Consider the following 26,376-nt stretch of genomic DNA (forward strand, 5'->3'; position numbering starts at 1 on the left):
AGCTCCTATGCGCCGCCGTCTGATCAACTCCACGCTCGCCGTGGTCCTTGTGGTGATCGCCGTCTTCGGGATCTCGCTGGTCATCGTGGAGAGCCGGACGATTGAGAGCAGCGCCAAGGAGAGCGTGCAGTCCGACGCCGTCCAGCTGATCGGCGTCGTGGAGAACCGCATCGCCGCAGGTGAGAAGGTGTCTCCGCCCGCCCTCACCCGGCAGATCAATTCCCAGCGGTATGCGGTGATCCGGATTCCGGGCCAGGGGCCGATCACGTTGGGCACCCCGCCTGAGGGCGAGGTCATCCAGTCCCTGCAGACCGGGGTGCACGGTGAGTCCGTGCTGGTGCAGGAGTCCCGTTCGGTGATCAGCCAGGAGATCGGCAGGACCCTGCTGGTCATCCTGGCGGTGGCGCTGCTGGCCATCGCCGCCGCCGTGGTGCTGGCCGTACAGCAGGCCAGAAGGCTGGCCTCGCCGCTGATCGACCTGGCCGGGACCGCCGAGCGGCTGGGCTCCGGCGACCCCCGCCCGCGCCACCGCAGGTACGGGGTGCCGGAGCTGGACCGGGTCGCCGATGTGCTGGACGCCAGCGCCGAGCGGATCGCCAAGATGCTCACCGCCGAGCGACGGCTGGCCGCCGACGCCTCCCACCAGCTCCGTACGCCGCTGACCGCGCTGTCGATGCGCCTTGAGGAGATCATCGCCACCGACGACCACGACACGGTCAAGGAGGAGGCGACCATCGCGCTCGGTCAGGTCGAACGGCTCACCGACGTGGTGCAGCGGCTGCTGACGAACTCCCGCGACCCGCGGACCGGCTCCGCGGTCGCCTTCGACCTCGACGAGGTGATCAAGCAGCAGCTTGAGGAGTGGCGCCCGGCCTACCGAGGCGAGGGCCGCAGCATCTCCCGCTCCGGCACGCGGGGGCTACGGGCCGTCGGCACCCCGGGGGCGGTCGCCCAGGTGCTGGCCACGCTGATCGAGAACGCGTTGATGCACGGTGCGGGCTCGGTGGTCATCCACACCCGGGTCACCGGCAACCAGGCCGTCGCCGAGGTCACCGACGAGGGCCAGGGCGTCCCGCCCGACCTCGGCTCCCGGGTCTTCGAGCGGACGGTCAGCGGTCGCAACTCGACCGGCCTGGGCCTCGCCGTCGCCCGTGACCTGGCGGAGGCCGACGGCGGCCGTCTGGAGCTGTTGCAGCAGCGCCCGCCGGTTTTCGCCCTGTTCCTCGCCCGCGAGGCGGTCGAGAACGACGGGAGGGGCCCGGCCCGCGGGCACGGTGGGTCCGCCGAGGGCGCCGTGGCCGGTGCGGAAACGCCGAAGGGCCCCGAAGAGGGCCCTCCTGTTCGCTGAGTTGTGCGCGGGGTGACTACTTGCCTGCCGCGTTGACCCGCGCCTGCTGCTCCGCGTCGCTGAGGATCGCCTCCGCCTGCTCGACGGCCTGGGCGGGCAGCGAGCGGAAGACCCAGGTGCGGTAGGACCAGAAGCGGAAGAGCGTGGCGACGCCGATGCCGGTGAACTTCCAGAAGTTGTTGGCCAGCGGGCCGTCCCAGCCCATGCCGTAGGTGGCGCCGTACAGCACGCCGTTCTCGATCACCAGGCCGATCGCGCTGAAGAACGTGAACAGGCCCAGCTCCTTGCCGCGCCCGCTCTTGTCCGCGTTCCGGTAGGTGAAGTAGCGGAAGCCGACGTAGTTGAAGGCGATGGCGACGATGGTCGCGACGACGCTGGCCCGCACGGTCTGCAGGTTGGTAGCGCTGCGTAGCAGGTTGAACACCACGAGGTTGACGCCGATGCCGGCGATGCCAACGAGGCCGAACTTCGCGATCTCGCGGTAGAGGAGCCTCAATCGAGTGTTCAGCGCGCTCAGTCGACTCATGATGTCGCTAGACCCTGTCTGTCGGTGTCCGTCGGTTGCCGGTTCCGGTGTACCGGTGCCGGTTCATTGGGCTGTTCGGCTGCTCCCCCGCTGCATCATGCTAACCATCAAGGGTGAACGGCCGCCTCCCGTAGAGGTGTAACCGACCCTGCTCAAGGGTAGGGACCTGCCAAATTGTGCCCAAGTGCCGGTAAAGGCAGTCCTCCCGTGAGTAGGACGAACCGCTGGTCGCCGGGGTTCGGCGCGGGCGTCTTAAATTCGTCTTACATTCTTGTGATCATCGCATGCCCGGGCGCGTCCGGCTGGGATGCGCGCCGGTGTCTGGTCGACGGTGACGTGTTAGACGACCGTGTGGGTGCGGTGCGCGTCGCCGGGCGGGCCGTGCGTGAACCGGTCCACCAGCTTGCGGAGTGGTTCCGTGCATGCACACGCAACGCGCGTAGATTCGTCCGGAGTGTCCTGGCCTATACCCTGGCCTGGTGACATTCCCCGTAGTCGGCATGGTCGGGGGCGGACAACTCGCCCGTATGACGCACGAGGCGGGCATCCCGCTCGGCGTTCGTTTCAAGCTCCTCAGCGACACCGCGCAGGACTCCGCGGCGCAGGTGGTCCAGGACGTGATGATCGGTGACTACCGGGACCTGGAGACACTGCGGGAGTTCGCCAAGGGATGCGATGTGATCACCTTTGATCACGAGCATGTACCGACCGAACACCTGCGGGCTCTGGAGGCCGAGGGCGTGGTGATCCGCCCGGGGGCCGACGCGTTGGTGCGTGCCCAGGACAAGGGAGTGATGCGAGCCACCCTGGACGGCATCGCTGTGCCGTGCCCGCGGCACCGGATCGTCTCCGACCCAGCGGATGTGGCGGCCTTCGCGGCCGAGGGGTCCGGTTTCCCGGTCGTGTTGAAGACCGTGCGCGGTGGATACGACGGCAAGGGTGTTTGGATCGTCCGCAGCGCGGAAGAGGCGAGTGAGCCCTTCAAGGCCGGTGTGCCGGTGCTCGCCGAGGAGAAGGTCGACTTCGTACGGGAGTTGGCCGCCAATGTCGTCCGCTCGCCGCACGGCCAGGCCGTCGCCTACCCGGTCGTCGAGTCGATCCAGGTCGACGGCGTCTGCGACACCGTGATCGCGCCCGCTCCCAACCTGCCGGCGGAGCTGTCCGCGCGGGCGCAGCAGCTCGCGCTCACCATCGCCAGGGAACTGGATGTCGTCGGCCACCTCGCGGTCGAGCTCTTCGAGACCGGCGACGGCCGGATCCTGGTCAACGAGCTCGCGATGCGTCCGCACAACAGCGGCCACTGGACCCAGGACGGCGCCGTCACCTCGCAGTTCGCCAACCACCTTCGGGCCGTGCTCGACCTGCCGCTCGGCGACCCGCGCCCCCGGGCGCGGTGGACCGTGATGACCAACGTGCTCGGCGGCGACTACCCCGACATGTACTTCGCCTATCTGCACTGCATGGCCCGTGATCCCGGCCTCAAGATCCATATGTATGGAAAGGACGTGAAGCCGGGCCGTAAGGTCGGCCATGTCAACACCTACGGCGACGACCTGGCCGACGTCATCGAGCGCGCCCGGCACGCCGCCGACTATCTGCGAGGAACGATCACCGAATGAACTCCCCCCTCGTCGGCATCGTCATGGGGTCCGACTCCGACTGGCCCGTCATGGAAGCCGCCGCCAAGGCCCTCGACGAATTCGAGGTCCCCTACGAGGTCGACGTCGTCTCCGCGCACCGCATGCCGCGCGAGATGGTCGAGTACGGGGAGCAGGCCGCAGGACGCGGGCTCAAGGCGGTCATCGCGGGCGCGGGCGGCGCCGCCCACCTGCCCGGAATGCTCGCCTCGGTCACCCCGCTTCCGGTGATCGGCGTGCCCGTACCGCTGAAGTACCTGGACGGCATGGACTCACTGCTGTCCATCGTGCAGATGCCGGCCGGGGTCCCGGTCGCCACCGTCTCGATCGGCGGCGCGCGCAACGCGGGGCTGCTCGCGGTACGGATGCTGGCCGCGCACGACGCGGAACTCTTCGACCGCGTGCGGCACTTCCAGGAGGACCTCAACCACCAGGCCACCGAGAAGGGCAAGCGGCTGCGCGCGAAGGCCAGCAGCCAGGACGCCTTCGGTTTCGGAAAGTGACCGCCGGGATGGACCCTCTCGCCCGCGCCCGCGAACTGCTCGCCGCGCACCCGGTGGTCGACGGCCACAACGATCTGCCCTGGGCGCTGCGTGAGCAGGTCCGTTACGACCTCGACCGGCTCGACATCGCCACCGACCAACGCGCCTCGCTGCACACCGACATCCCTCGGCTGCGCGCGGGCGGCGTCGGCGCCCAGTTCTGGTCGGTCTACGTACGTACCGACCTCACCGGGGACGACGCGGTCAGCGCGACCCTCGAACAGATCGACGTGGTGCGGCAGTTGACCGAGCGCTACGCCGCGGACCTGCGGCCGGCGTTCACCGCGGACGACATGGAGACCGCGCGGGCCGAGGAGCGGATCGCCTCGCTGATGGGGGCCGAGGGCGGCCACTCGATCAACAACTCCCTTGCCACACTGCGGGCGTTCCACGCGCTCGGCGTGCGCTACATGACGCTCACCCACAACGACAACGTGCCGTGGGCCGACTCCGCGACCGACGAGCCGAGGGCGGGCGGACTCACCCGCTTCGGCGAGGAGGTCGTCCGGGAGATGAACCGCTGCGGCATGCTGGTCGACCTCAGCCATGTCTCCGCCGACACGATGCGCGACGCGCTGCGGGTCACCTCGGCGCCGGTGCTCTTCTCGCACTCCTCGTCACGCGCGGTCTGCGACCACCCCCGCAACATCCCCGACGACGTGCTGGAACTCCTGCTGTCCAACGGTGGCGTGGCGATGGCCACCTTCGTGCCGAAGTTCATCCTGACCGAGGCCATCGAGTGGACCCGGGGCGCCGACGAGAACATGCGCGCCCACGGTCTGCATCCGCTGGACTCGACGTCCGAGGGGATGGAGGTGCAGCGGGCCTACGAGGCGCGCAACCCGCGCCCGGTCGCCACCGCGGCCACCGTGGCCGACCACCTCGACCACATGCGTGCGGTCGCGGGCATCGACCACATCGGCATCGGCGGTGACTTCGACGGCACCGCCTTCGTACCGAAGGACCTGGACGATGTCGCGGGCTACCCCAACCTGATCGCGGAGCTGCTGCGCCGCGGCTGGTCGGACGCCGACCTGGCCAAGTTGACCTGGCGCAACGCGGTACGGGTGCTGCGGGACGCGGAGTCCGTCGGGCGGGACGAGCGGGCCAGGCGCGGCCCGTCCAACGCGACCATCGAACAGCTGGACGGCGCACGGTAGTTGACAGGCGCGGCCGCGTAAGGAGCGTGTCAATCCGCGCGGCCGCACCGCCAAAGGGGCATCAAGAGCGTCCGGGCGGCTGACCCGGAGCCGATTGGCTGGACGGCACCGGTACCCGCCGGTGCCGCGCCGGGGCGGAGCGCCGCGGGGCGGTCCCCCTCGTCCCTCGTAGCGATGGATCCCGCCATGCCGTTCCTGGCGCCCGAGAAAGTCGTCGTATCCGATTCCCCGCACCCTGCCAAGCACTCCGCCGTCGCCTCGTTCCGGGTCTCCGCGGGTCTGCTCGATTCGCGGCAACTCGTCGCCGCGCTGCCCGAGGCGCTGCACAAGCTGCATCCACGGCGCATGGCGAAGACCCCGGTGCTGTTCGTGGTCGAGGTGGGGGCCGCACTCACCGCGTTGTCCGCGCTGCTGGCGCCCACCGTTTTCGCCTGTGTGATCACCTGCTGGCTCTGGCTGACCGTGGTGTTCGCAAATCTCGCGGAGGCGGTCGCCGAGGGCAGGGGCAGGGCGCAGGCGGAGTCCCTGCGCAGGACCCGCAGCGAGACCACGGCCCGGCGGCTGCACCGCTGGCGGGTGGGGCTGGACGACTGCCCCGAGGAGATCGTCCCCTCAACGGAGTTGCAGCCGCAGGACTTCGTCGTGGTGGAGGCCGGAGAGACGATCCCTGGCGACGGCGAGGTCATCCACGGCATCGCCTCGGTCGACGAGTCCGCGATCACCGGGGAGTCCGCGCCGGTCATCCGGGAGGCGGGCGGTGACCGCTCCTCGGTCACCGGCGGCACCAAGGTGCTTTCCGACCGGATCATCATGCGCATCACCTCCAAGCCCGGCGGCACCTTCATCGACCGGATGATCGTGTTGGTCGAGGGCGCCGAGCGGCAGAAGACGCCCAACGAGATAGCGCTGAACATCCTGTTGGCCTCGCTGACCATCGTGTTCATCCTGGTCGTCATCACACTGCAGCCGATGGCCGGGTACGCCGGATCCGAGCAGTCCACGATCGTGCTGGTCGCCCTGCTGGTGACGCTGATCCCGACCACCATCGGCGCGCTGCTGTCCGCCATCGGCATCGCGGGCATGGACCGGCTCGTCCAGCGCAACGTGCTGGCGATGTCCGGCCGCGCGGTGGAGGCGGCGGGGGACGTGTCGACACTGCTGCTCGACAAGACCGGCACCATCACCCTCGGGAACCGGCACGCGGCCGAGTTCCTGCCGTTGGACGGCATCGAGGACTGGCAGCTCGCCGACATCGCCCAACTGTCGTCACTGGCCGACGAAACCCCCGAGGGCCGCTCGGTGGTGGTCCTCGCCAAGGAGGGGTACGGGCTGCGGGAACGCCATGAGGGGGAGCTGCCCGGTGCGCGGTTCGTACCGTTCACCGCGCAGACCCGGATGAGCGGAGTGGACCTCGCCGACGGCCGGATGATCCGCAAGGGCGCGGCGGCGGCCGTCGCCAACTGGGTGGTGCAGCGCGGCGGTTACGTGCCCGACGGTCTCGGCCGCCTGGTGGAAACCGTCTCCGGCTCCGGCGGCACCCCGCTGCTGGTCGCGGTGGAGGACACGTACGGCGCCCGGGCGCTCGGTGTCATCCACCTCAAGGACGTCGTCAAGGACGGCATCCGGGAGCGCTTCGCGCAGCTGCGCCGGATGGGCATCAAGACCGTCATGGTCACCGGGGACAATCCGCTGACCGCCCGTGCGATCGCGATGGAGGCGGGCGTGGACGAGTTCCTCGCCGAGGCCACCCCGGAGCAGAAGCTGGCGCTGATCAGGCGGGAGCAGTCGGGCGGCAACCTGGTCGCGATGACCGGTGACGGCACCAACGACGCGCCTGCCCTGGCCCAGGCGGACGTGGGTGTGGCGATGAACACCGGCACCTCGGCCGCGAAGGAGGCCGGGAACATGGTGGACCTGGACTCCAACCCCACCAAGCTCATCGACATCGTCCAGGTCGGCAAGCAACTGCTGATCACCCGGGGCGCGTTGACGACCTTCTCGATCACCAACGATGTGGCGAAGTACTTCGCGATCATCCCGGCGATGTTCGCGGGCGTCTATCCGGGCCTGGACAAGCTCAACGTCATGGGCCTGCACAGCCCGACCTCGGCGATCACCTCGGCGATCATCTTCAACGCGCTGATCATCGTCGCCCTGATCCCGCTGGCCCTACGCGGCGTGCGCTACACCCCGGCCTCGGCCCACGACCTGCTCCGCCGCAACCTGGCGATCTACGGACTGGGCGGCCTGATCCTGCCGTTCCTGGGCATCAAGGCCATTGACATGGTGGTGCGGTTCGTTCCCGGGATCGGGTGAATCGGGGTGCGGGGCTCAGGACTTCGTGTCCGCCGGGAGTTCTGAGGTGTCGATGGCGAGGGGGAGGTCACCAGGGACCTCGGCCTTCTCGCCGTAGGGGACGATATTGCGGTACGCGTACTCGCCGTCGATCGGCTTGTGCTGCACGACAAGCTGCGCGGCGTACGGGTCGGCGATGATGTAGAGGGGAATGCCCGCGCGGGCGTATGCGCCGACCTTCAAGCCGTAGTCGCGGCTCCCTGTGCTCGGGGAGACAACCTCGAAGGCCGCCTCGATGACCTCTGCTGGGTACACCGCGCTGTTCTTCTCGTATTCGGCCTTCGGCAGAATGATGATGTCGGGGCAGAGCTCGGAATTCTCCTCTGGGAACGGTGTGATCGTGTCCCCGGTGTACCTCAAGGTTTCTGGAAGCTGGGGTGTGATCTGACGGACCAGCTCGACGATGGTTCCGAAGTGGAAGGCGCGTGTAGGCCACAGGACGATCTCCCCGTTCACGATCTCGGCCTTGTATCCCTCGGGCACTTCGAGGTGTTCCAGAGTGCTGTGTGAGCGCTCAAGCTCGATGGTCACGCCGACCTCCTATGCCCTGCGGTAGCTCTGCGTATTGCCCGCCTAGCCGCCGGTGGGGGCTGCCGAATCGTTCAGTCGTCGAGCGCACCTCAGGCCAGCGGTCGGCCCATCGCGCGGAACGTCCACGCCGCGTTGCGCCACAGCTGTGGGTCCAGCGCGTTGCGGCCGTCCAGGATGCGGCGGATCGCGGCGACCTCGCCCAGGGCGGCCGGGTCCAGCTCGCGGAACTCGCGCCACTCGGTGAGGTGCAGTACGACGTGGGCGCCGCGGACCGCGTCCAGGGCGGTCGGGGCGTAGGCCAGCGTCGGGAAGAGCCGTGCGGCGTTCTCCATGCCCTTCGGGTCGTAGACCGTGACCTGGCCGCCCTGGAGGTGTATCTGGCCCGCGACGTTGAGTGCGGGGGAGTCGCGTACGTCGTCGGAGTCCGGCTTGAACGTGGCGCCGAGGACCGCGATCCGCTTGCCGAGGAAGCCGCCGCCGCAGGCCTCGCGGGCCAGCTCGACCATATGGCCGCGGCGCCGCATGTTGATCGAGTCGACCTCGCGCAGGAAGGTCAGTGCCTGGTCGGCGCCGAGCTCACCGGCCCTGGCCATGAAGGCCCGGATGTCCTTGGGCAGGCAGCCGCCGCCGAAGCCGATCCCGGCGCGCAGGAACTTGTGGCCGATCCGCTCGTCGTGGCCGATCGCCTCGGCGAGCTTGACCACGTCGCCGCCCGCCGCCTCGCAGACCTCGGCCATCGCGTTGATGAAGGAGATCTTGGTGGAGAGGAAGGAGTTCGCGGCGTTCTTGACCAGTTCCGCGGTCGGATAGTCGGCGACGACGAACGGCGTGCCTTCCGCGACGGGCGTCGCGTAAACCTCGCGCAGCAGCTTCTCCGCCCGCTCGGACCGTACGCCGACCACGATCCGGTCCGGGTGCAGGGTGTCCTCGACCGCGAATCCCTCGCGCAGGAACTCCGGGTTCCAGGCCAGCTCGGCGGCGTCCCCGGCCGGGGCCAGCTCGGCGATCCGGTCCGCCAGCCGCGCCGCGCTGCCCACCGGCACGGTGGACTTGCCGACGACCAGCGCGGGCCGGGTCAGATGAGGGGCGAGGGACTCGATCGCGGCGTCCACGTAGGACATGTCGCACGCGTACTCGCCGTGCTTCTGCGGAGTGTTGACGCAGACGAAGTGCACATCGCCGAACTCGGCGACCTGCTGCCAGGAGGTGGTGAACCGCAGCCGCCCGCTGGCGCCCTCGATCCCCTCGACATGCCGCGCCAGCAGCTCGTCCAGACCCGGCTCGTACATCGGTACCCGGCCCGCCGAGAGCATCGCGATCTTCGCCGGGTCGATGTCGAGGCCGAGGACCTCGAACCCGAGCTCCGCCATCGCGGCCGCGTGGGTGGCCCCGAGGTAGCCGGTGCCGATCACGGTGAGCTTCAGCGTCACAGGTCTGCCTTTCGGGGTCAGGCCGGGGTGCTGCGCCTGGGGCGCGGCGAGGTGCGACAGCCGAGCATAGTCGGGCATTCCGCTGGGCATATGCGCTGCTGTCGGCAAGCTCACGTATCCCGGTTCCGGACCCCGCTCTAGAATTAGGTTACTTAACGGTAGCTAGCAGGCAGTCAGCGGATCTTGGGAGTGAGACACCTTGGCGGGTTCGACCGATTTCGATCTCTACCGGCTGTCTGAGGAGCACGAGATGCTCCGGGACACGGTGCGCTCGCTCGCCGAGGCGAAGATCGCCCCGTTCGCGGCGGAGGTGGACGAGCAGGCGCGCTTCCCGCAGGAGGCACTGGACGCCCTGGTGGGCTCCGACCTGCACGCCGTCCACGTTCCCGAGGAGTACGGCGGCGCCGGAGCCGACGCGCTGGCCACCGTCATAGTGATCGAGGAGGTCGCGCGGGTCTGCGCCTCCTCCTCCCTGATCCCCGCGGTCAACAAGCTCGGCTCGCTGCCGGTCATCCTCTCCGGCTCCGAGGACCTGAAGAAGAAGTACCTGGGCCCGCTCGCCAAGGGCGACGCGATGTTCTCGTACTGCCTCTCCGAGCCGGACGCCGGTTCCGACGCGGCGGGCATGAAGACCAAGGCGGTCCGCGACGGCGACCACTACGTCCTCAACGGCGTCAAGCGCTGGATCACCAACGCGGGCGTCAGCGAGTACTACACGGTGATGGCCGTCACCGACCCGGAGCAGCGCTCCAAGGGCATCAGCGCCTTCGTCGTGGAGAAGTCCGACGAGGGAGTCTCCTTCGGCGCCCCCGAGAAGAAGCTCGGCATCAAGGGCTCGCCGACCCGCGAGGTCTACCTCGACAACGTCCGCATTCCCGCCGACCGCATGATCGGCGCCGAGGGCACCGGCTTCGCCACCGCGATGAAGACCCTCGACCACACCCGGATCACCATCGCCGCCCAGGCCCTCGGCATCGCCCAGGGCGCCCTCGACTACGCCAAGGGCTACGTCAAGGAGCGCAAGCAGTTCGGCAAGGCCATCGCCGACTTCCAGGGCATCCAGTTCATGCTCGCCGACATGGCGATGAAGCTGGAGGCCGCACGCCAGCTCACCTACTCGGCCGCCGCCAAGTCCGAGCGGGTGGAGGCCGACCTGACGTTCTTCGGCGCCGCCGCCAAGTGCTTCGCCTCCGACGTCGCCATGGAGGTCACCACCGACGCCGTCCAGCTCCTCGGCGGCTACGGCTACACCCGTGACTACCCGGTCGAGCGCATGATGCGTGATGCGAAGATCACCCAGATATACGAGGGCACCAACCAGGTCCAGCGCATCGTGATGGCGCGCAACCTGCCGTAGCCAGCGGTCACCCGGGCGCCGTGGATTCCGCCGCGGCGCCCGCGGCTTCCGCCGTCCCGGCCGCCAGCAGCCGTAGCGCCGCTTCCGCCGCCGAACCCGGTGCCGCGCTGTAGGTCATCAGGCGCTGGGCGGAGTCCGGGAGGCTCAGCATCTCGAACGCCAACTCCACCTCGCCCACCAGCGGATGGTGGAACTCCTTGGTCCCGAAGGCGCAGTTGCGCACCGGATGACGGGACCACAGGGCCGCGAACTCCGGACTCTTCATCGTCAACTCGCCGATCAGCTCGGCCAGTCGGCGGTCGTCCGGGGCGCCGCCCGCGATCAGGCGCAGCGACGACACCGCACGCCGGGTCTCCTGCTCCCGGCGTGGATACAGCTCGCGGGTGTGCGGGTCGAGGAACAGCAGCCGCTGCAGATTGGGCCGGTCGGCCGGGCGGTCCGGGGCCGCGAGGTCCAGGTGACCGGCGAGCAGTGCGTGGCCCAGCGGATTCCAGGCCAGTACGTCGAACCGTATGTCCAGCACGACGGCGGGCACGCCCCGCATCGCGGTGATGAGCTGCCGGGTGCCCGCACGGGCGTGTTGGGTACCCGGCGCGCGGCGGCTCCTGGCGGGGCGCGGGCGGGCGAGGTTGCGCAGATGGGCGGTCTCGTCCTCGCCGAGCCGCAGCGCGCGGGCGATCGCGTCCAGCACGCCGTCCGAGGCGTTGCCGCTCTGGCCCTGCTCAAGCCGCGTGTAGTACGCCGCGCTGACCCCTGCCAGCTGCGCCAACTCCTCACGCAGCAGCCCCGGTACGCGGCGTCGCGACCCGAACGGGACCAGGCCGACGTCCTGCGGCCGTAGACCGGCGCGCCGGGAGCGCAGGAATTCACCGAGTTCCGCGGGAGCTGCCATGCGGATCAGTCTGCCCAGACGAAACGCGCGGTGCCTGCCCCTGTCAGGGTCAGGCACCGCGCGGGGAGCCGGCTCGTCAACCGCCGACGCGTTCGTCGTTCTGCAGCTTGCCGAACAGGATCTTGGCTTCGGTCTGGTTCCACAGGACCGAGGAGCCGTCCGCCGTATGCAGATCGGGGTTGGCGATCGGGACCACGGTCGAGGTGCCCTGGCCGCCCGAGACGTCCTTCATCGCCAGGCCCATCTGCGCCAGGTCGTAAAGGCTCATGCCCTGGTCCACCTTGAGCGTCTCCAGGCCCGCGCCCAGCACCGGGTAGAGCTTGAACGGGTTCAGCAGGGTGCTCGGTGCGGCCGTCTGGTCGGCCACGGCGTGCAGGAACTGCTGCTGGTGCTTCTCACGGCCCAGGTCCTGGTTGGCCTCCTGGTGTCGCTCGCGCACGAAGGCCAGCGACTGCTTGCCGTTGAGCGTCTGGCACCCGGCCTTGAGGTCGGCGCCCGAGGCCTGGTCCTTGATCGCCTTGTCCAGGCACAGGTTGACGCCGCCGAGAGAGTCGACCAGGTTGACGAAGCCGCCGAAGCCGATCTCCGCGTAGTGGTCGATATGGATGCCGGTGTTGTACTCGACGGTCTGCGCCAGCAGCGCACCGCCACCCCAGGAGAAGGACACGTTCAGCTTGTGCTTCGACGCGGGGTAGTGCTTGCCGGTGGACCCGGTGAACGCCGGGATCGTCACGTAGCTGTCCCGCGGCAGGCTGAGCATCGTGTCGCCGTTGGACCCCACGTGCAGGATCATCATCGTGTCGCTGTTGCCGAACTGGCCCTCGTTGTCGCTGCCCACGTGCAGGTCCTGCTGCTGCTGGTGGGTGAGGTTGCCCCGGTTGTCGGATCCGGCGATCAGGTAGTTGGTGCCCTTGCCGAGGGCCGGGCGGTTCGGCAGCGCGCCCAGGTCCACTGTGCGGGCCAGCTTGCTGTCCGCCCAGAAGTACGTACCCACGGATGTGGCGAGCAGCACGACGGCCAGGGTCAGCACGCCGTACGTGATGCGCTTGCGCCAGTTCTTGGGGCGCCCCGCCCTGGCGCGCCCCGCCCGGTACGTACCGCCGCCGTCACCGTCCGCTTGCTGCGGTACGCCGCCGCGGGCCGCGGCCCTGCGCGGCGACAGCCCGGGCGGCAGCGGCGGCTCGGCGCCCGAGGCCTGCGACCCGGGCGCGGAATAGTAAGGCTGTGACTGCGGCTGCGACGGTGCGTAGCCGCCTTGCCGCCTCTGCACATGCGGCATCACGCGAGCGCCTTCCGGCTCGCTTTCCTCGGTCCAACCGTCGGGCCATCCGTCCATGCCCTGCAGTGTGCCTGCTGGATCCCGGAGAAACTGTGGCCGGAACCATTCTGTAGCAGTACTGATGGATTGGTCACAGGACTGCCATGATCACGGGGTTTCCGTGATCATGGAGTCATTCGGACACGGAGCGTGAGTTCCGGGCGCTTCCGCGTGCGGTGCGAACCACTGCGCGGCGTCGCCGTCGCCGTCCCGGGTGCCCGCTCGTCGGGCCCCCAGCGGGGGCGCCGTATGGTGGCCGCATGGCCAATCTCGTCAGCAACAGCCCGGAGGGTGACCTTCCGGGCAAGCCGACCTCCGCGTCCCGCACCACGCTGTCGCACATCATGACGGCGAGCCACACCAATCTGCTGGGCACCGTGCACGGTGGCGTGATCATGAAGCTGGTGGATGACGCGGCGGGTGCGGTGGCCGGCCGGCACTCGGGCGGTCCAGCCGTCACCGCCTCGATGGACGAGATGGCGTTCCTGGAGCCGGTGCACGTGGGCGACCTGGTCCACGTGCAGGCGCAGTGCAACTGGACCGGCCGCAGCTCGATGGAGATCGGCGTGCGGGTGCTGGCCGAGCGCTGGAACGAGTCCACGCCCGCCACGCACGTCGGCAGCGCGTATCTGGTCTTCGCGGCGGTGGACGGGGACGGCAGGCCACGCCGGGTGCCGCCGGTGCTGCCGGAGACCGAGAAGGACAAGCGCCGGTTCGAGGAGGCGCAGATCCGCCGCACCCACCGGCTGGCCCGTCGCCGTGCGATCAAGGAGCTGCGGGCGAAGCGGGCGGCCGATGGGATCGAGGACTAGGGCCGGTCCGCCGCCCCCGCCGGGATCGGCCGGTCCCGGCGGATCGCGTTGAACAGCGCCGCCGCCCTGCCGTCGTCCCACTTCACGGTCGAACCGACCCCCGGCACCCGGTAGTCGACGTCGGCGGCCGGGACCGACGCGAACTCGGTGGCGGCCGGGTGCAGGTCCCGCAGCACGTCGGCGGACGTCAGCCCGGTGTCGGCGTGCACCGAGTGCCGCACGGCGTCGACGGCCCGGTTCAGCCTGACCGGGTCGTGCAGCAGGCCGCTGGCCGAGACCCGGTTGATCACGGCCGCGACGAACTCCCGCTGGCGCCGCATCCGGCCGATGTCGGCGCTGGGGTCGGCGTAGCGCACATAACTCAGCGCCCGGCCGCCGTTCAGCAGTGTCGTTCCGGCGGGCAGGTCGAGGCCGGTCCCCGGGTCGTGCAGCGGGTGCCGGGTGTGGACGGGGACGCCGCCGAGCGCGTCGACGGTCTTCATGAAGCCGGCGAAGTCCAGCTCCGCATAGTGGTCGATATGGACTTTGGTCATCCGCTCGACGGTGCGGATGGTGAGGGGCAGCCCACCGAGCGCGTAGGCCGCGTTCATCCTCCCCGGCTGGATCGTTTCGCTGAACCGGCCCTTGTACGGCGGGAGTTCGGAGAACGGGACGTACGAGTCGCGCGGGATGCTGACGACCGACAGCCGGGACCGGTCCTGGGAGAGGTGGACCAGCATGATCGCGCCCGTGCAGTGGCAGGACGCGCCGGCCGGCTGGTGGCGCTGCGGCTCGGAGGTGCTCGGGCCGTGCTCGTCGGTGCCGACCAGCAGGATGTTCACCCCCACACCCGGTGCCGGCCGGTGCTTGCCGAGCTCGCTGAAGGCATGCACCCCGTAGCCCAGCCCGCTGGTGGTGAGGACCGCCAGCGAGGCGGCCGAGGCGATGCGCAGCAGGCGGCGGTCGCGAAGCCAGGGGCGGTACTGGTGGCGGCGCAGCAGGCGCCAGTCGGCTGCGGCGGGCATGGACGGCGGACCTCCCAGGGCTTCGGCCTGCGGAACCGTTCACGCTAGGCGCGGCCCGCCCGCGCCCGGCGTCTCCACGCCGCCGATCCACCGGGGGCCACCCGGGCGGCGCGCGCCGCGTTCGGCCGTTGGCGGTAACGTGTCGGCCGATGAACTCCCACCCGTCGCCCCCCGCCACCCCTGGTCGCAGCGCTGAACGCTGCCCGTCTGACCACACCCCCCTCCCCGCTGTCTCCGTGATCATGCCGGTGCTCAACGAGGAGCGCCACCTGCGCGAATCCGTGCGGCACATCCTGGCCCAGGACTACGCGGGTGCGCTGGAGGTGGTGATCGCACTCGGTCCGTCGACCGACCGTACCGACGAGATCGCGGCGGAACTGGTCGCGGAGGACCCGCGGGTCCACACGGTGCCGAACCCCACCGGCCGCACCCCCGCCGCCCTCAACGCGGCGATCAAGGCGTCGAGGCATCCGATCGTGGTCCGGGTGGACGGACACGGGATGCTCTCCGCCGACTACATCGCCACCGCCGTCCGGCTGCTGGAGGAGACCGGCGCCGCCAACGTCGGCGGGATCATGCACGCCGAGGGCGAGAACGCCTGGGAACGGGCGGTGGCCGCCGCCATGACCTCCAAGATCGGTGTCGGTAACGCCGCGTTCCACACGGGAGGCGAGGCGGGTCCGGCGGAGACCGTCTATCTCGGGGTCTTCCGCCGCGAAATACTGGAGCGGCAGAGCGGCTACAACGAGGAGTTCATCCGCGCCCAGGACTGGGAGCTGAACTTCCGGATCCGCGAGGCGGGCGGCCTGATCTGGTTCTCGCCGGAGCTCAAGGTCTCCTATCGGCCGCGCCCGAACGTACGCGAGCTGGCGAAGCAGTACCGCAACTACGGCCGGTGGCGGCACGTGGTCTCCCGCTACCACTCCGGCTCGATCAACCTGCGCTATCTGGCGCCCCCGGCGGCGGTGCTGGGCATCGTGGCGGGTGCGGTGGTCGGGGCGCTGGTGCACCCGGTCGGCTGGCTGGTGCCCGGGGGGTACGCCGCCGCGATCGCGCTGGGCTCGATCCCCGCCGGGAAGGGGCTGGACGCGGCGGCCCGCGCCCGTATACCGCTCGCGCTCGCGACCATGCACATGTCGTGGGGCTGGGGCTTCCTGACCAGCCCGAAGTCACTGGCGAAGAAGGTCATCGCCAGCCGCCGCTAGCGTGCCCGCGGCGGATCCTCGTACGGCCGCGGACGGCGTACCACTCGTCGTCGCCGCGGCAACGGACCCTTGCCGCGGCAACGAGCGCGGGCGGCGGCCCTACCACTGGTAGGGCTGGTAGACGTCCATGCACGCCTTGTCGTCCGAACCCCTGAGCACATCCGCGCTGCTCGGTACCGAACCGGCGGCGGGCACCGCGCTGGTGTAGTCCGTGCCGGACGGCCAGTCGGCGCCTATGGTCAGCGTGATCTGCCCGGCGTCGGCCGACGGCTGCACCGAACCCACCGGCAGGTGAAGGGAGTTGGCGACGGCGAGCGCCTGCGCCCTGCCCTGGTCGCCCGCGTCCGCGGGGTAGACGATGGCGGTGGCCTGCCGCGAGGTGACGGTGTCGCTCGCCGCCGCGTCGGCGAATCCCCTGCCGGTCAGCGCCCCGGCGATATCGGTGGCGCGGCCCGGCACCGGCTGACCGTCGTCGCCCGCCGTGCCGTTGACGACGGTGATCGGGAGCCGGGCCGGGGAGGCCGTGCCGGAAGGCGCGGGGGAGGCCGTGCCGGAAGGGGTCGGCCGCGGTGTGGGGGAGGCGCCGGGGCCGTTCCCGCTCGCGTCGAACGGGACGTCGTCGCGCAGCATCGCCCAGACCTTCGGCGCGTCCTTCGGATCGGGCAGCAGATGGTTGTCGTCCTGCGGATCGGCGATGTTCGGCATCGTGGTCATCGTGACCCGGTCGGGCGGTACCGACTGCAGCTGGGTCGCCAGGTCGTACAGCTTGGCGACCGAGCCGATCTCCTCGGACACCTGCAGCGACTGTGTGGCCGACTCGGCCAGGCCCATCAGTTGCGCGGGGTCACCGAAGACGCCGCGTGACCGCAACTCCCGCACCATGGAGGCGAGATACAGGTGCTGCGCCTGCGCGCGGCCGAGGTCGCTGCCGAACGAGTCGCGGGTGCGCAGCCATTGCAGCGCCTGCTCGCCCTTGACGGTGTGGGTGCCGGCGGTGAGCTTCAGACCGGAGCCGCCGCGCGGTAGGCCGGGGGTCGGCCGGTCCCAGACGTTCTGCTTCACACAGACGTCGACGCCGCCTATCGCGTCGGCCATGCGCACCACACCGGCGAAGTCGACCATCATCCAGTGGTCGATGTAGACACCGGTGAGGTTCTGCAGCGTGGCCAGGGTGCAGCCGGGACCGCCGCGCGCCAGTGACTCGTTGACGATGTCGTTGGTGGCCGGGTACTTCCGGCCGGTTTTCGGATCGGTGCACTCCGGGATGTCCGCGCGGGTGTCGCGCGGAACGCTGACGATCGCGGCGTGCCGCCGGTCGGCGGACAGGTGCAGCAGCATCTCCACATCGGCGAGCCCCGGCCGCCCCGCGTCGTCGTGCGCGCCGCCGAGCGCGACGTCGTCCGCGGAGTTCCGGCTGTCGGAGCCGATCAGCAGGATGGTCACCGGGGTGCGGCCCGCCGCGTCCGGCGTGACCTGGTGCACGGTGGTACGGCCGCTGCTGCGCTGGCCCTTGCGCAGGTTGTGGTTGAGGTGCTGGTAGTACATCCAGGCCGCCGTCGCGGCGACGACGACCACCACTGAGGTGGTCATCGCGAACCACTTGAGTGCGCGCTTGCGTTTCACGAACGCTAGACCGACGGCGCGGGCGGGTGGTTGTGCTGTTCGGCGTCGCTCACGTCGACCAGGTCGATCCGTGGCCCTACTTGGCGCAGACGTCCTGGTCGGCCTGGACGTGCTGGACGTCCGAGGGGGCCTGGGTCGGTGCGGTCAGCGGCCGGCCGGGGGTGCTGAAGTCCTTGCCGAGGGTGAGCGTCATGGGGGCGCGCGGCGCGGCGTCCTTGGTGCCCTGTTTGAGCGCGGCGGCGGACAGGCCCATCATCGCGGCGAGTTGGCGTGCCTGGTCGGCCTGGTTCGGGGCGTAGCCGAGGGTGGTCTTGTCGACGGTGCCGGGCGCGTTGCCGCCGTTGCTGGACCGGGTGACGCCTTCGGTGTTCTGCAGCCAGTCGAGGGTCGCCTGGGCGGCGCCGAACACCCCGCTGCCGTTCAGGACGTTCACCCGTACGTCGACCGGGGCGGCCTTCGGGCCCTGCAGCGGGTCGGCGGCGTGCGTCGCGGACGACTTGGGCTTGACCGTCGTCAGCGAGTTGTCCGCCTGCACCATCTGGAACAGGTCCTTGGCGGACGGGTTGTTGAGCACGACGCTGGTGTGCACCTTCTCCGCGGGATTGTCCAGTACGGGCACGGTCGCGAAGGTGATGTTCTTGGGCGGCACCGAACTCAGGTCCTGGGCGAGGTCGCTGAGCTTCTTCACCGAACCGATCCCGGTGTCGACGGTGAGTGCCTTCGTCGCCACGTCCGCCAGCTTCCACAGTTTCTGCGGATCGGTGAGCGTGCCGCCGGACTTCATCTTCCGGATCAGCGAACTCAGGAACTGCTGCTGGAGTTTGATGCGGTCGAGGTCGCCGCCGAAGCCCACCGAGTGGCGGGTGCGGACGAACGCCAGCGCCTGCTCGCCCTCGACGGTGTGGTGCCCCCTGCTGAGTTTGAGACCGGACCCGCCCTTGTCGTCGACGTCCTTGCCCAGGCACACGTCGACTCCGCCGACCGCCGTCGAGAGGTCCTTGACCGCGTTGAAGTTGGCCATCATGAAGTGGTCGATCTTCAAGCCGGTCAGCGCCTCCGCGGTGCGCATGGTGCAGCCGGGGTCCCGGCCCTCCTGGCCGAGGCTGGTGTTGAAGCGCACCTTGTGCTCGCCGGGGACGACCTTGGCCGAACCGTCCGGCTGCCTGGTCGGGCAGTCCGGGATGTCGGTGATCAGGTCGCGCGGGATGCTCAACGCGGTGGCGTTGCTGCGGTCCTTGGCGACATGGAACAGGATCGTCGTGTCGGCATGGCCGACGCTGCCCTCGTCCCCGTACTCGCGGCCGAGCCCCACCCGGCTGTCTGTGCCGATCACCAGGATGTTCATCGGGCCGTCGGTGGTGGCGTTCTTGTTGCCCGCGTCGCCGACGTCGACGGTGTTGATGTTGTTGTTGAAGTGCTGGTAGACGAGGTAGCCGCCGATGCTGACCGCGACGAGCACGAATCCGACGCCGCCCGCGGTCCACACCAGGGCCCTGCGCTTCTTCGACGGCTTGGGCTTCGGCTTGCGGCGGCTGGCGGCCTTGCGTACGGAGCGTGCGCCGCTTGCCGCGGGCGCGCTGTGCGCGGCGGCGGCAGCGGCAGTGTCCTGAACGAGGGGTTCATCGTTTGGCGTTGTGACGGCGCCGTCCGGTTGCTCGGATGTGTCCGGCCGCAGTCGGTACGTTCCGGTCTTCGGGTCGAGCACCCACCGGTCGGCGGGGTCGGTCTGCCTACGGCCTTGCGCGTCCACGGTCGCCGAGCCCTCCGTCGCTGCGAGACGTCCACACTTAGCCGCCAAGTTCAGCGTCTGAACGGGTCTCGTGACAAATCAGCGATCGGATTGTTGTCCTATTGGGGCTTTTGGTCGCAGACATCATGGGCCGCGGTGGTACCAGGGTAGGTGGGCATGGTGCTGGGCGGGGTGGGAGTGGGGGAGCTGCCCGCCTTGCCGTCGGGTGCGTTCGGGCCGCCGGGCGAGCCGGGCGAGCCCGGGTTGTTCCTTGTCTGACCCTGCGGCGGCTGGTCCGCGGCGGTGGTCGGCGCGGGCGGTTGGACCGCCACCGGCTGGTCCGCGCGGAGCGCCGCGAACAGCTGATCGGCCTGTGGGTGCACCAGTTGGTCCCGGTTGAAGTCGTCCGCGTACGGCTCGCGCGGCACGGTGAGGAAGTGGATCTGGTCGGTCGGCGTCTTCTGCAGACCGCGGATCAGGTCGTACAGCCTGGTCATCGAGTTCAGGCCCGGGTCGGCGGTGAGGGAGGAGGTCGCGGCGTCCAGCACCGGATACAGCTTCGTCGGGTTGAACAGCACGCCGTTGCTCTGCATCTTGCGCACCAGAGAGGCGAGGAAGGCCTGCTGGCGGTCCATCCGCTCGGTGTCGCTGCCGTCACCGAAGGCGTGCCGGGCCCGTACGTACCCCAATGCCTGCTCGCCGTGCAGCATTTGACGGCCCGGGGGGAGGTCCAGCTTGGCGTCGGTGTCATGGACCTGGTACGGGACGCAGACCTCGACGCCGTTGACCGCGTCCACCATCTTCTTGAAGCCGGTGAAGTCCACCGCGACGTGGTGGTCGACGCGGATGCCGGTCAGCTGCTCCACCGTACGGATCGCGCAGGCCGCACCGCCCCATGCGAAGGACCAGTTGAACTGGGCGAACTGGGCGGTCGTCTGGCTGCCGTCGGGCTTGCGGCAGCTCGGTACGTGCACCATCAGGTCCCGTGGGATGCTCACCGCGGTCGCGCTGCCGCGCCCGGCCGCCAGATGCAGCAGGATGACGGTGTCGGAGCGGGCGGTGCCGCTGTCCGCGCCGTACCGGTCGTTGTCGCCGCTACGGCTGTCGGTGCCGATGATCAGCACGTTCTGGGTGCCGTTCGCGCCGGGCGGCGGGCGCTCCGCCATGTGGCGGCGCAGCTCGGCCTCCGCGCCGGTGTCGGTGCGGATGTTGTCCTCGAGGTGCTCGTAGAGCAGCCAGATGACCCCGGCGCCGACCACGAGCATCAGCGCCGAGCCCAGCGCGACCAGGCGCAGCCAGCGCTGACGACGAGGGGACCGCCTCCAGGGACCGCTCCGGGGGTCCGCCGGCGCTTTTCGGCGCGCGCCACCGGCGGGCGGTCCTTCCCTGTCGGACACGGCGGCCCCCAACGCTAGGCGGTGTGGATCCGTCGATCGTCGCGCGGTTCGCCCGGTGCGGCCCGCGGGTGCGGGCCGAACGGGTGACTTTCCGGCGGTAACGCGTCAGATGGCCGAGTGCGTGATGCGCTCGGCCTCCCGGCGGCGCTCCAGGGCCTGCGGGTCGAGCCGGTCCAGATGGCGGCAGAGCACCACCGACCCGCCCGCCGCCAGCGGCGCCAGCAGCCCGCCGGCCAGGCCCGCCCAGTCGTCGTAGGCGGCCGCGGACAGCAGCCTGGAGCCGGGCGTCAGCCCCAGTTCCCCGGCGCTGCTCCGGGCCCGCTCGACAACCTGCGCTCCGGTCAGTTCGACGCCGTCGGGCAGCGCGAGCGCCGGGGCGTCCGGGTCGACGGGTGCGTACGGGGTGAACCGGTCGCCCTGGCTGGGCACCTCGACGGCGTAGTCGAGGAAGCCCTCCGGCGTCCGCGGGAAGCGCGCGCCCAGCGGCCGTAGCGCCAGCGCCACCCGTTCGCCACGGCAGCCGCGGGCCGCCTCCAGGCCGTCCGGGCCGCTCACCACCAGATCGGCGGCGGCCGGATCACCGCCCGGCGCCGCGACGACCCCGGTGGAGAAGCACGCCAGCAGCCAGGCGGCGGTCTGCCAGTGCGCGGGCAGCAGCAGTGCGACCCGGTCGCCCGGCTGGGCCGCCAGGTCGTCCTGGAGCAGGTTCGCGGTCTTGGCCACCCAGTTCGCGAAGGTGGCGACCGACAGCTCCACGCGCTCGCCGGTGGCGTCGTCGTAGAAGGTCACCAGCGGACGGGCGGGGTCCGCGGCGAGGGCGGAGCGCAGGAGGTCGGCTGGGGTGCGGGCGGTCTCGTTCACGCGGTCAGCGTACGTGGGTGGCGGACCGGGACCGGGGTCCGGAGGGCTTGGACGGCTGGTCGGGCGCCGTCTGACGGCCGGTCGGGCTGACGGTACGACACATAACGAGTCGCCATATTTGTCTGTTATGTCACTATTTGAAGTATGCGTGCATTCCTTGCTTCCGCGATCGGTGCTGCCTGTGCGTGCACGGCCGCGCTCCTCGTCCCCGCCGCCGCGCCAAGCGCGGCCGCCGCTCCCGTCCTGGGCAAGGCCGCCGTCGTCAGCAAGGCGCTCGGCGGCAATCGGACCCTGCCACTCACCCGGCTTCCGGCCGAACGGGGCATCGCCCCGGGCTCGAAGGGCCTGGCCGCGCAGGGTGTCAAGCCGTTCTCGATGCTCGGCATCACCTGGAACAACGCCGCCGTCGGGCTCGACGCCACCGTCCAGGTGCGCAGCCGGTCCATGCGGACCGGTGTGTGGTCGCCCTGGCGGGATGTGGAGGCCGAGAACGACGACGTACCCGACCTCGACTCACCCGACCGCAGCACCGGCCGCGCCCGCGGCGGTACCGCCCCGCTGTGGGTCGGCGACTCCAACGGCATCCAGGTCCGTGTCGTGCCGCGTCCCACCGGCCGCAGCGGACGCAGTACCGAACTGCCCGACGGGCTGCGCCTCGACATGGTCGACCCGGGCGCCGCGGACTCGGAGGCCGCCGAGGCCGCCGAGTCCGACACCCTCGCCGCCGATCCCTCGGACGACGACGAGCCCGCCGCGCCACGGCCGCGGATCATCCACCGCACGGGCTGGCACGCCAACGAGCACCTGCGCTCCGGTGGCTACATCTACACCCACACCGTCCGGGCGATCTTCGTCCACCACTCCGCCACCGGCAACGACTACCGGTGCTCCGACGCACCCCGGATCATCCGCGGTATCTACCGCTACCACGTCAGAAGCCGGGGCTGGCGGGACATCGGCTACAACTTCCTGGTCGACAAGTGCGGCACCATCTACGAGGGCCGTGCCGGTGGCGTGGCCCGAGCGGTGATGGGCGCCCACACCCTCGGCTTCAACAAGAACAGCGCGGGCGTCGCCGTCATCGGAACCTTCAACCGGCACCGCCCCAGCGCCGCCGCGCTACGCGGCCTGGAACAGCTCTCCGCATGGAAGCTGGGCCTGTACGGGCGCAACCCCAAGGGGCACACCCGGCTGCGCTCCGCCGGCAGCAACCGGTACCGACGGGGCGTCAGGGCGCGGTTCGACGTCATCTCCGGCCACCGGGACGGGTTCACCACGGACTGCCCGGGCGCCAAGCTCTACGAACGGCTCGGGCTGGTACGGCAGGGGGCGGCGCGCATGCAGGGCCGTTAGACCGGGAAGTCCACCCCCTGGCCGCGCGCGGCCCGGCGGGTTCCGAGGGGGCCCCGGAGCGGGGCCCCCGAGCGGGCTACCCTCAGGGTGATGCACCAGCCAGTCCACACACAGCAGGCGAGTCGGCGGTGGGTGCCTGAGGGGACGCTCGACCTCGGGCTCACCCTCGGGCCGCTCGGCCGGGGGCCCGGCGACCCCGCTTTCCGCATGCTGGGTGACGGGTCGGTGTGGCGTGCCTCCCGGACGCCCGTCGGGCCGGGCACGGTGCGGATCGCGATGCGCGCGGGCGAGGTCGAGGCGGACGCCTGGGGCCCCGGCGGCGAGTGGCTGCTCGATCGGCTGCCGGAGATGCTCGGCGCACAGGACGACCCGGCCGAGTTCACCCCTCGGCATCGGCTGGTCCACGAGGTGAACCGACGCACCCCGGGGCTGCGACTCGGCCGCACCGGACTGGTACTCGAATCGCTCATCCCGTCGATCCTGGAGCAGCGGGTCACCTCCGACGAGGCGTACCGCGCCTGGCGGCTGCTGCTCCAACGCCATGGCGAACCGGCGCCCGGCCCCGTGCCCGGCCTCCGCGTCATGCCGGATGCGCGAACCTGGGCGCTGATCCCGTCCTGGGAATGGCACCGCGCGGGCGTCGACGCCAAGCGCTCATCGGCGATCCTGCGCGCGGTCCGGGCGGCCCACCGCATGGAGGAGGCGGCGCTGATGCCTCCGGTCCAGGCCGCGGCGCGCCTGCAGGCGATCCCCGGCATCGGAGGGTGGACCGCGGCGGAGACCCTGCAGCGAACGCACGGCGCCCCGGACGCGATCACCGTCGGCGATCTCCATCTGCCGAACGTCATCGGCTACGCCCTGACCGGTGCGCACCGCACCGACGACGACACGATGCTCGAACTCCTGGCCCCCTACTCGGGCCAACGCCACCGCGCCGCACGCCTGATCCTGCTGGCAGGCCACCGCCCACCGCGCCGCGCCCCCCGGTTCTCCCCGAACGACATCCGGGTGATCTGACGGCTCTCCGGCCGCTACCGCACGGTGATGAACGCCTCGGGCTCCCGCGCCCCGCGCGCGGCGGGCGCCTGCGCCGGACGCCCGACCGCGACGGCGCCCATGGGCTCCCACTCGGCCGGCAGGCCGAGCACGTCCCGCACCACGTCCCGGCAGAACATCGTCGACGACACCCACGCCGAACCGAGCTGCTCTCCGGCCAGCGCCACCAGGAAGTTCTGCACGGCGGCCCCCGCCGCGACCACGAACATCTCCCGCTCGGCGGCGGCCCGCCGCTCGTCGGGGTAGGCGTGCGAACCGTCCATCGCCAGACACGGAACCACCAGGTACGGAGCCCGCCGCAGCACATCCCCGCGGCGCACCCGGCGCGCGATGCTCTCCGGCGAGAAGCCGTCCCGCTCAAGGTCCACGACCCAGGCGTCCCGCATCGCGTCGAGCAGACGGGCCCTGGCCTCGGGCGACTCCAGCAGCACGAACCGCCACGGAGTGGTGTGGTGCGGCGCCGGTGCGGTGACCGCCGCCGCGACGGCCCGCCGCACGGCGCCGCCGTCGACCGGCTCGTCGGTGAACTCCCGTACCGTACGCCGCAGCGTCACCGCCTGCCGCACGGCTTCGGAGGTGCCGAGGCGGAACATGTCATCGGCCGCGCTGCGCGCCAACGCCCGTGCGCCCGGCCCGTCGTCGCCGTCCGCCAGCACTTGCGCCAGGCCCCGTACGACCGCGACCGGCACCCCGGAGGCCTTGCCCTTGACCAGGTCGCCGGCCGCCGCGAGTTCGTCGGCGGTCGCCACTATGGTCGCGTTCAGCTCGTTGCCGTGCGCGTCCGTGCCGCCGCGCAGATCGTCCAGTACCCGCAGTCCGGCGGCCCCGATGGCGACATCGGTCAGGCCGTTGCGCCACGGCCGTCCGAAGGTGTCGGTGAGCAGGACGGCGACGTTGACGCCGAGCAGTTCCCGCAGCCCGGCGCGGATCCGCCGGGCGGACGCATCCGGGTCCTCGGGCAGCAACAGCACCGTTCCGGCCGGGGTGTTGGACGCGTCGACCCCGGCCGCCGCCATCACCAGGCCCTGCCGGTTCTCGACGATCCGCAGCGGACCGCGCCGGGCCACCAGCCGTACCGTCTCGGCGTCGATGGCTGACTCGCGGTCGTCGGCGGTGACGATCCGGCCCTCGGCCTTGCTGGCGATCTTCGAGGTGACCAGCAGGATGTCACCGTCCCGAAGGTCCGGGCTCGCGGCAGCGATCAGCTTGGCGAGGTCGTCGCCCGGCCGCACCTCGGGGATCCCGGGCACCGCCCGAACGTCGTAGGACGCCGCGATCATGCCGAGACCTCCTCGGCCAACCGGAGTGCCTCTCGGGCCATTTGGGCCGCCGCGTCGACATCGGTCATCAGCAGCGGCACCGCCCGGCAGCGGATCCCGGCGGATTCGACGTCCGGCACCGCGGCGGCGTCGACGGTGTCGACCAGCCAGCCGTCGAGCAGCCCCGAGCCGTAGTGCTGGGCGACCGCCGCGGCCGTGGCATCGACGCCGACGGCGGCCAGCACCTTGTCGGCCATCCCGCGCACCGGTGCGTCGCCGACGATGGGGGACAGGCCCACGACCGGTACCCCGGCGTCCGCGATCGCCTCGCGGATCCCCGGCACGGCGAGGATGGTGCCGACACTGACGATCGGGTTGGACGGCGGGAAGAGGATGACATCGGCCTCGGCGATGGCCTCCAGCACGCCGGGCGCGGGCTTGGACTGCTCGGCCCCGACCGGCAGGATCGCGTGGGCGGGTACGGAGGCGTGCAGCCGCACCCAGTACTCCTGGAAGTGCACCGCTTTGCGACCGCCGTCCTCGGGCGCGTCGATGACGACATGCGTCTCGACACGGTCGTCGGTCATCGGGATCAGCCGCACGCCCGGCTGCCAGCGTGCGCACAGCGCCTCGGTGACCGCGCTGAGCGGATAGCCCGCGCCGATCATCTGGGTACGGACGATATGGGTGGCGAAGTCCCGGTCGCCGAGCCCGAACCAGTCCGGACCGATGCCGTAGGCGCCCAACTCCTCCTTGACCGCGAACGTTTCGCCGGACCGCCCCCACCCCTGCTCCTCGTGGATACCGCCGCCGAGGGTGTACATGACGGTGTCGAGGTCCGGGCAGACCTTGAGCCCGAAGAGGTGGATGTCGTCGCCGGTGTTACCGATGACGGTGATGTCCGCGTCAGGTGCCGCTGCCTTGAGACCACGCAGAAAACGGGCGCCCCCGATACCGCCGGCCAAAACCACGATGCGCATG

The 26,376-nt window shown here is 70.6% G+C and carries 21 protein-coding genes and 1 pseudogene; 10 read left to right on the forward strand and 12 right to left on the reverse strand.

Annotation, left to right across the window (positions count from 1 at the left end; translation table 11 throughout):
- Positions 1 to 7: 7 nt before the first annotated feature.
- On the forward strand, positions 8 to 1,348 hold the full coding sequence (locus P2L57_RS33090; protein ID WP_275820917.1) for a sensor histidine kinase: 1,341 nt from the start codon (positions 8 to 10) through the stop codon (positions 1,346 to 1,348).
- A 16-nt stretch (positions 1,349 to 1,364) separates the two neighbouring features.
- Here P2L57_RS33090 and P2L57_RS33095 read toward each other — a convergent pair whose 3' ends face one another.
- Complete coding sequence (locus tag P2L57_RS33095) at positions 1,365 to 1,874, reverse strand: GtrA family protein (RefSeq protein WP_275820919.1); 510 nt, start codon at positions 1,872 to 1,874, stop codon at positions 1,365 to 1,367.
- Positions 1,875 to 2,353: 479 nt separating this feature from the next.
- Here P2L57_RS33095 and P2L57_RS33100 point away from each other — a divergent pair, with 479 nt between their 5' ends.
- From P2L57_RS33100 to kdpB, 4 genes are all read left to right on the forward strand, one after another.
- A complete protein-coding gene (locus tag P2L57_RS33100) occupies positions 2,354 to 3,493 on the forward strand; it encodes a 5-(carboxyamino)imidazole ribonucleotide synthase (protein ID WP_275820920.1) in 1,140 nt (379 codons plus the stop codon).
- On the forward strand, positions 3,490 to 4,014 hold the full coding sequence (gene purE / locus P2L57_RS33105) for a 5-(carboxyamino)imidazole ribonucleotide mutase (protein ID WP_275820922.1): 525 nt from the start codon (positions 3,490 to 3,492) through the stop codon (positions 4,012 to 4,014). The genes P2L57_RS33100 and purE overlap by 4 nt, the downstream gene beginning before the upstream one ends.
- 8 nt (positions 4,015 to 4,022) lie before the next feature.
- Entirely contained in the window at positions 4,023 to 5,213 is a 1,191-nt protein-coding gene (locus tag P2L57_RS33110) for a dipeptidase (protein WP_275820924.1), read from the forward strand.
- Positions 5,214 to 5,399: 186 nt separating this feature from the next.
- Positions 5,400 to 7,529, forward strand: a complete 2,130-nt coding sequence (gene kdpB / locus P2L57_RS33115) for a potassium-transporting ATPase subunit KdpB (RefSeq protein ID WP_275820926.1) — start codon at positions 5,400 to 5,402, stop codon at positions 7,527 to 7,529.
- Between the two features lie 15 nt (positions 7,530 to 7,544).
- Here the strand turns inward: kdpB and P2L57_RS33120 are convergent, their stop codons facing one another.
- Together P2L57_RS33120 and P2L57_RS33125 are read right to left on the reverse strand one after the other, a co-directional pair.
- Positions 7,545 to 8,099, reverse strand: a complete 555-nt coding sequence (locus tag P2L57_RS33120) for a Uma2 family endonuclease (RefSeq protein WP_275820928.1) — start codon at positions 8,097 to 8,099, stop codon at positions 7,545 to 7,547.
- Positions 8,100 to 8,188: 89 nt separating this feature from the next.
- Entirely contained in the window at positions 8,189 to 9,529 is a 1,341-nt protein-coding gene (locus tag P2L57_RS33125; RefSeq protein ID WP_275820989.1) for a UDP-glucose dehydrogenase family protein, read from the reverse strand.
- Between the two features lie 199 nt (positions 9,530 to 9,728).
- On the opposite strand from P2L57_RS33125, the gene P2L57_RS33130 reads away from it, so the two are divergent.
- A complete protein-coding gene (locus P2L57_RS33130) occupies positions 9,729 to 10,886 on the forward strand; it encodes an acyl-CoA dehydrogenase (protein WP_275820929.1) in 1,158 nt (385 codons plus the stop codon).
- A gap of 7 nt (positions 10,887 to 10,893) precedes the next feature.
- Here the strand turns inward: P2L57_RS33130 and P2L57_RS33135 are convergent, their stop codons facing one another.
- Positions 10,894 to 11,778 carry a helix-turn-helix transcriptional regulator gene (locus P2L57_RS33135; RefSeq protein ID WP_275820931.1) on the reverse strand — a complete coding sequence of 295 codons (885 nt, stop codon included), beginning with the start codon at positions 11,776 to 11,778 and terminating at the stop codon, positions 10,894 to 10,896.
- Positions 11,779 to 11,854: 76 nt separating this feature from the next.
- Positions 11,855 to 13,114 (reverse strand): LCP family protein, encoded by a 1,260-nt coding sequence (locus P2L57_RS33140; RefSeq protein WP_275820933.1) that lies wholly within the window; start codon positions 13,112 to 13,114, stop codon positions 11,855 to 11,857.
- Positions 13,115 to 13,356: 242 nt separating this feature from the next.
- Here P2L57_RS33140 and P2L57_RS33145 point away from each other — a divergent pair, with 242 nt between their 5' ends.
- Positions 13,357 to 13,908, forward strand: coding sequence for an acyl-CoA thioesterase (locus P2L57_RS33145; protein WP_275820935.1), 552 nt, complete (start codon positions 13,357 to 13,359; stop codon positions 13,906 to 13,908).
- Here the strand turns inward: P2L57_RS33145 and P2L57_RS33150 are convergent.
- The gene (locus P2L57_RS33150) at positions 13,905 to 14,912 is read right to left on the reverse strand and encodes an LCP family protein (protein WP_275820937.1); all 1,008 of its coding nucleotides are present in this window, start codon (positions 14,910 to 14,912) and stop codon (positions 13,905 to 13,907) included. The two genes, P2L57_RS33145 and P2L57_RS33150, sit on opposite strands and share 4 nt — an antisense overlap.
- Before the next feature lie 215 nt (positions 14,913 to 15,127).
- On the opposite strand from P2L57_RS33150, the pseudogene P2L57_RS33155 reads away from it, so the two are divergent.
- Positions 15,128 to 16,117 (forward strand): annotated as a pseudogene (locus P2L57_RS33155) (glycosyltransferase family 2 protein); the annotation flags it as partial.
- Positions 16,118 to 16,216: 99 nt separating this feature from the next.
- Here the strand turns inward: P2L57_RS33155 and P2L57_RS33160 are convergent.
- The 4 genes from P2L57_RS33160 to P2L57_RS33175 all read right to left on the reverse strand — a co-directional run bounded on the left by P2L57_RS33160 (position 16,217) and on the right by P2L57_RS33175 (position 21,727).
- On the reverse strand, positions 16,217 to 17,740 hold the full coding sequence (locus P2L57_RS33160) for an LCP family protein (protein WP_275820941.1): 1,524 nt from the start codon (positions 17,738 to 17,740) through the stop codon (positions 16,217 to 16,219).
- A gap of 76 nt (positions 17,741 to 17,816) precedes the next feature.
- The gene (locus P2L57_RS33165) at positions 17,817 to 19,490 is read right to left on the reverse strand and encodes an LCP family protein (protein WP_275820943.1); all 1,674 of its coding nucleotides are present in this window, start codon (positions 19,488 to 19,490) and stop codon (positions 17,817 to 17,819) included.
- A gap of 98 nt (positions 19,491 to 19,588) precedes the next feature.
- Positions 19,589 to 20,866: an LCP family protein gene (locus P2L57_RS33170; RefSeq protein ID WP_275820945.1), complete on the reverse strand. Its 1,278-nt coding sequence runs from the start codon at positions 20,864 to 20,866 to the stop codon at positions 19,589 to 19,591.
- A gap of 105 nt (positions 20,867 to 20,971) precedes the next feature.
- A complete protein-coding gene (locus P2L57_RS33175; protein ID WP_275820947.1) occupies positions 20,972 to 21,727 on the reverse strand; it encodes a TIGR03089 family protein in 756 nt (251 codons plus the stop codon).
- A gap of 144 nt (positions 21,728 to 21,871) precedes the next feature.
- Between P2L57_RS33175 and P2L57_RS33180 the strand changes: the two genes are divergently transcribed.
- Both P2L57_RS33180 and P2L57_RS33185 read left to right on the forward strand, forming a co-directional pair.
- On the forward strand, positions 21,872 to 23,080 hold the full coding sequence (locus tag P2L57_RS33180) for a peptidoglycan recognition protein family protein (protein WP_275820950.1): 1,209 nt from the start codon (positions 21,872 to 21,874) through the stop codon (positions 23,078 to 23,080).
- A gap of 90 nt (positions 23,081 to 23,170) precedes the next feature.
- Positions 23,171 to 24,097 (forward strand): DNA-3-methyladenine glycosylase family protein, encoded by a 927-nt coding sequence (locus tag P2L57_RS33185; protein ID WP_275820952.1) that lies wholly within the window; start codon positions 23,171 to 23,173, stop codon positions 24,095 to 24,097.
- A gap of 14 nt (positions 24,098 to 24,111) precedes the next feature.
- On the opposite strand, the gene P2L57_RS33190 is transcribed toward P2L57_RS33185, so the two are convergent.
- Together P2L57_RS33190 and cofD are read right to left on the reverse strand one after the other, a co-directional pair.
- Positions 24,112 to 25,416, reverse strand: a complete 1,305-nt coding sequence (locus P2L57_RS33190) for a coenzyme F420-0:L-glutamate ligase (RefSeq protein WP_275820954.1) — start codon at positions 25,414 to 25,416, stop codon at positions 24,112 to 24,114.
- Positions 25,413 to 26,375: a 2-phospho-L-lactate transferase gene (gene cofD, locus P2L57_RS33195; RefSeq protein ID WP_275820956.1), complete on the reverse strand. Its 963-nt coding sequence runs from the start codon at positions 26,373 to 26,375 to the stop codon at positions 25,413 to 25,415. Before cofD ends, P2L57_RS33190 begins: the two co-directional genes overlap by 4 nt.
- Position 26,376 lies beyond the last annotated feature (1 nt).

The organism is Streptantibioticus ferralitis (assembly GCF_029223525.1).
GTDB classification, from domain to species: domain Bacteria; phylum Actinomycetota; class Actinomycetes; order Streptomycetales; family Streptomycetaceae; genus Streptantibioticus_A; species Streptantibioticus_A ferralitis.

Bases quoted from the DNA above. Each gene is read 5' to 3' on its own strand.
- P2L57_RS33110 (WP_275820924.1), top strand. From the start codon at position 4,023: ATGGACCCTCTCGCCCGCGCCCGCGAACTGCTCGCCGCGCACCCGGTG.
- P2L57_RS33135 (WP_275820931.1), bottom strand. From the start codon at position 11,778: ATGGCAGCTCCCGCGGAACTCGGTGAATTCCTGCGCTCCCGGCGCGCC.
- P2L57_RS33150 (WP_275820937.1), bottom strand. From the start codon at position 14,912: ATGCCCGCCGCAGCCGACTGGCGCCTGCTGCGCCGCCACCAGTACCGC.
- P2L57_RS33140 (WP_275820933.1), bottom strand. From the start codon at position 13,114: ATGGACGGATGGCCCGACGGTTGGACCGAGGAAAGCGAGCCGGAAGGC.
- P2L57_RS33180 (WP_275820950.1), top strand. From the start codon at position 21,872: ATGCGTGCATTCCTTGCTTCCGCGATCGGTGCTGCCTGTGCGTGCACG.
- cofD (WP_275820956.1), bottom strand. From the start codon at position 26,375: ATGCGCATCGTGGTTTTGGCCGGCGGTATCGGGGGCGCCCGTTTTCTG.
- P2L57_RS33185 (WP_275820952.1), top strand. From the start codon at position 23,171: ATGCACCAGCCAGTCCACACACAGCAGGCGAGTCGGCGGTGGGTGCCT.
- P2L57_RS33145 (WP_275820935.1), top strand. From the start codon at position 13,357: ATGGCCAATCTCGTCAGCAACAGCCCGGAGGGTGACCTTCCGGGCAAG.
- purE (WP_275820922.1), top strand. From the start codon at position 3,490: ATGAACTCCCCCCTCGTCGGCATCGTCATGGGGTCCGACTCCGACTGG.
- P2L57_RS33190 (WP_275820954.1), bottom strand. From the start codon at position 25,416: ATGATCGCGGCGTCCTACGACGTTCGGGCGGTGCCCGGGATCCCCGAG.
- kdpB (WP_275820926.1), top strand. From the start codon at position 5,400: ATGCCGTTCCTGGCGCCCGAGAAAGTCGTCGTATCCGATTCCCCGCAC.
- P2L57_RS33090 (WP_275820917.1), top strand. From the start codon at position 8: ATGCGCCGCCGTCTGATCAACTCCACGCTCGCCGTGGTCCTTGTGGTG.
- P2L57_RS33095 (WP_275820919.1), bottom strand. From the start codon at position 1,874: ATGAGTCGACTGAGCGCGCTGAACACTCGATTGAGGCTCCTCTACCGC.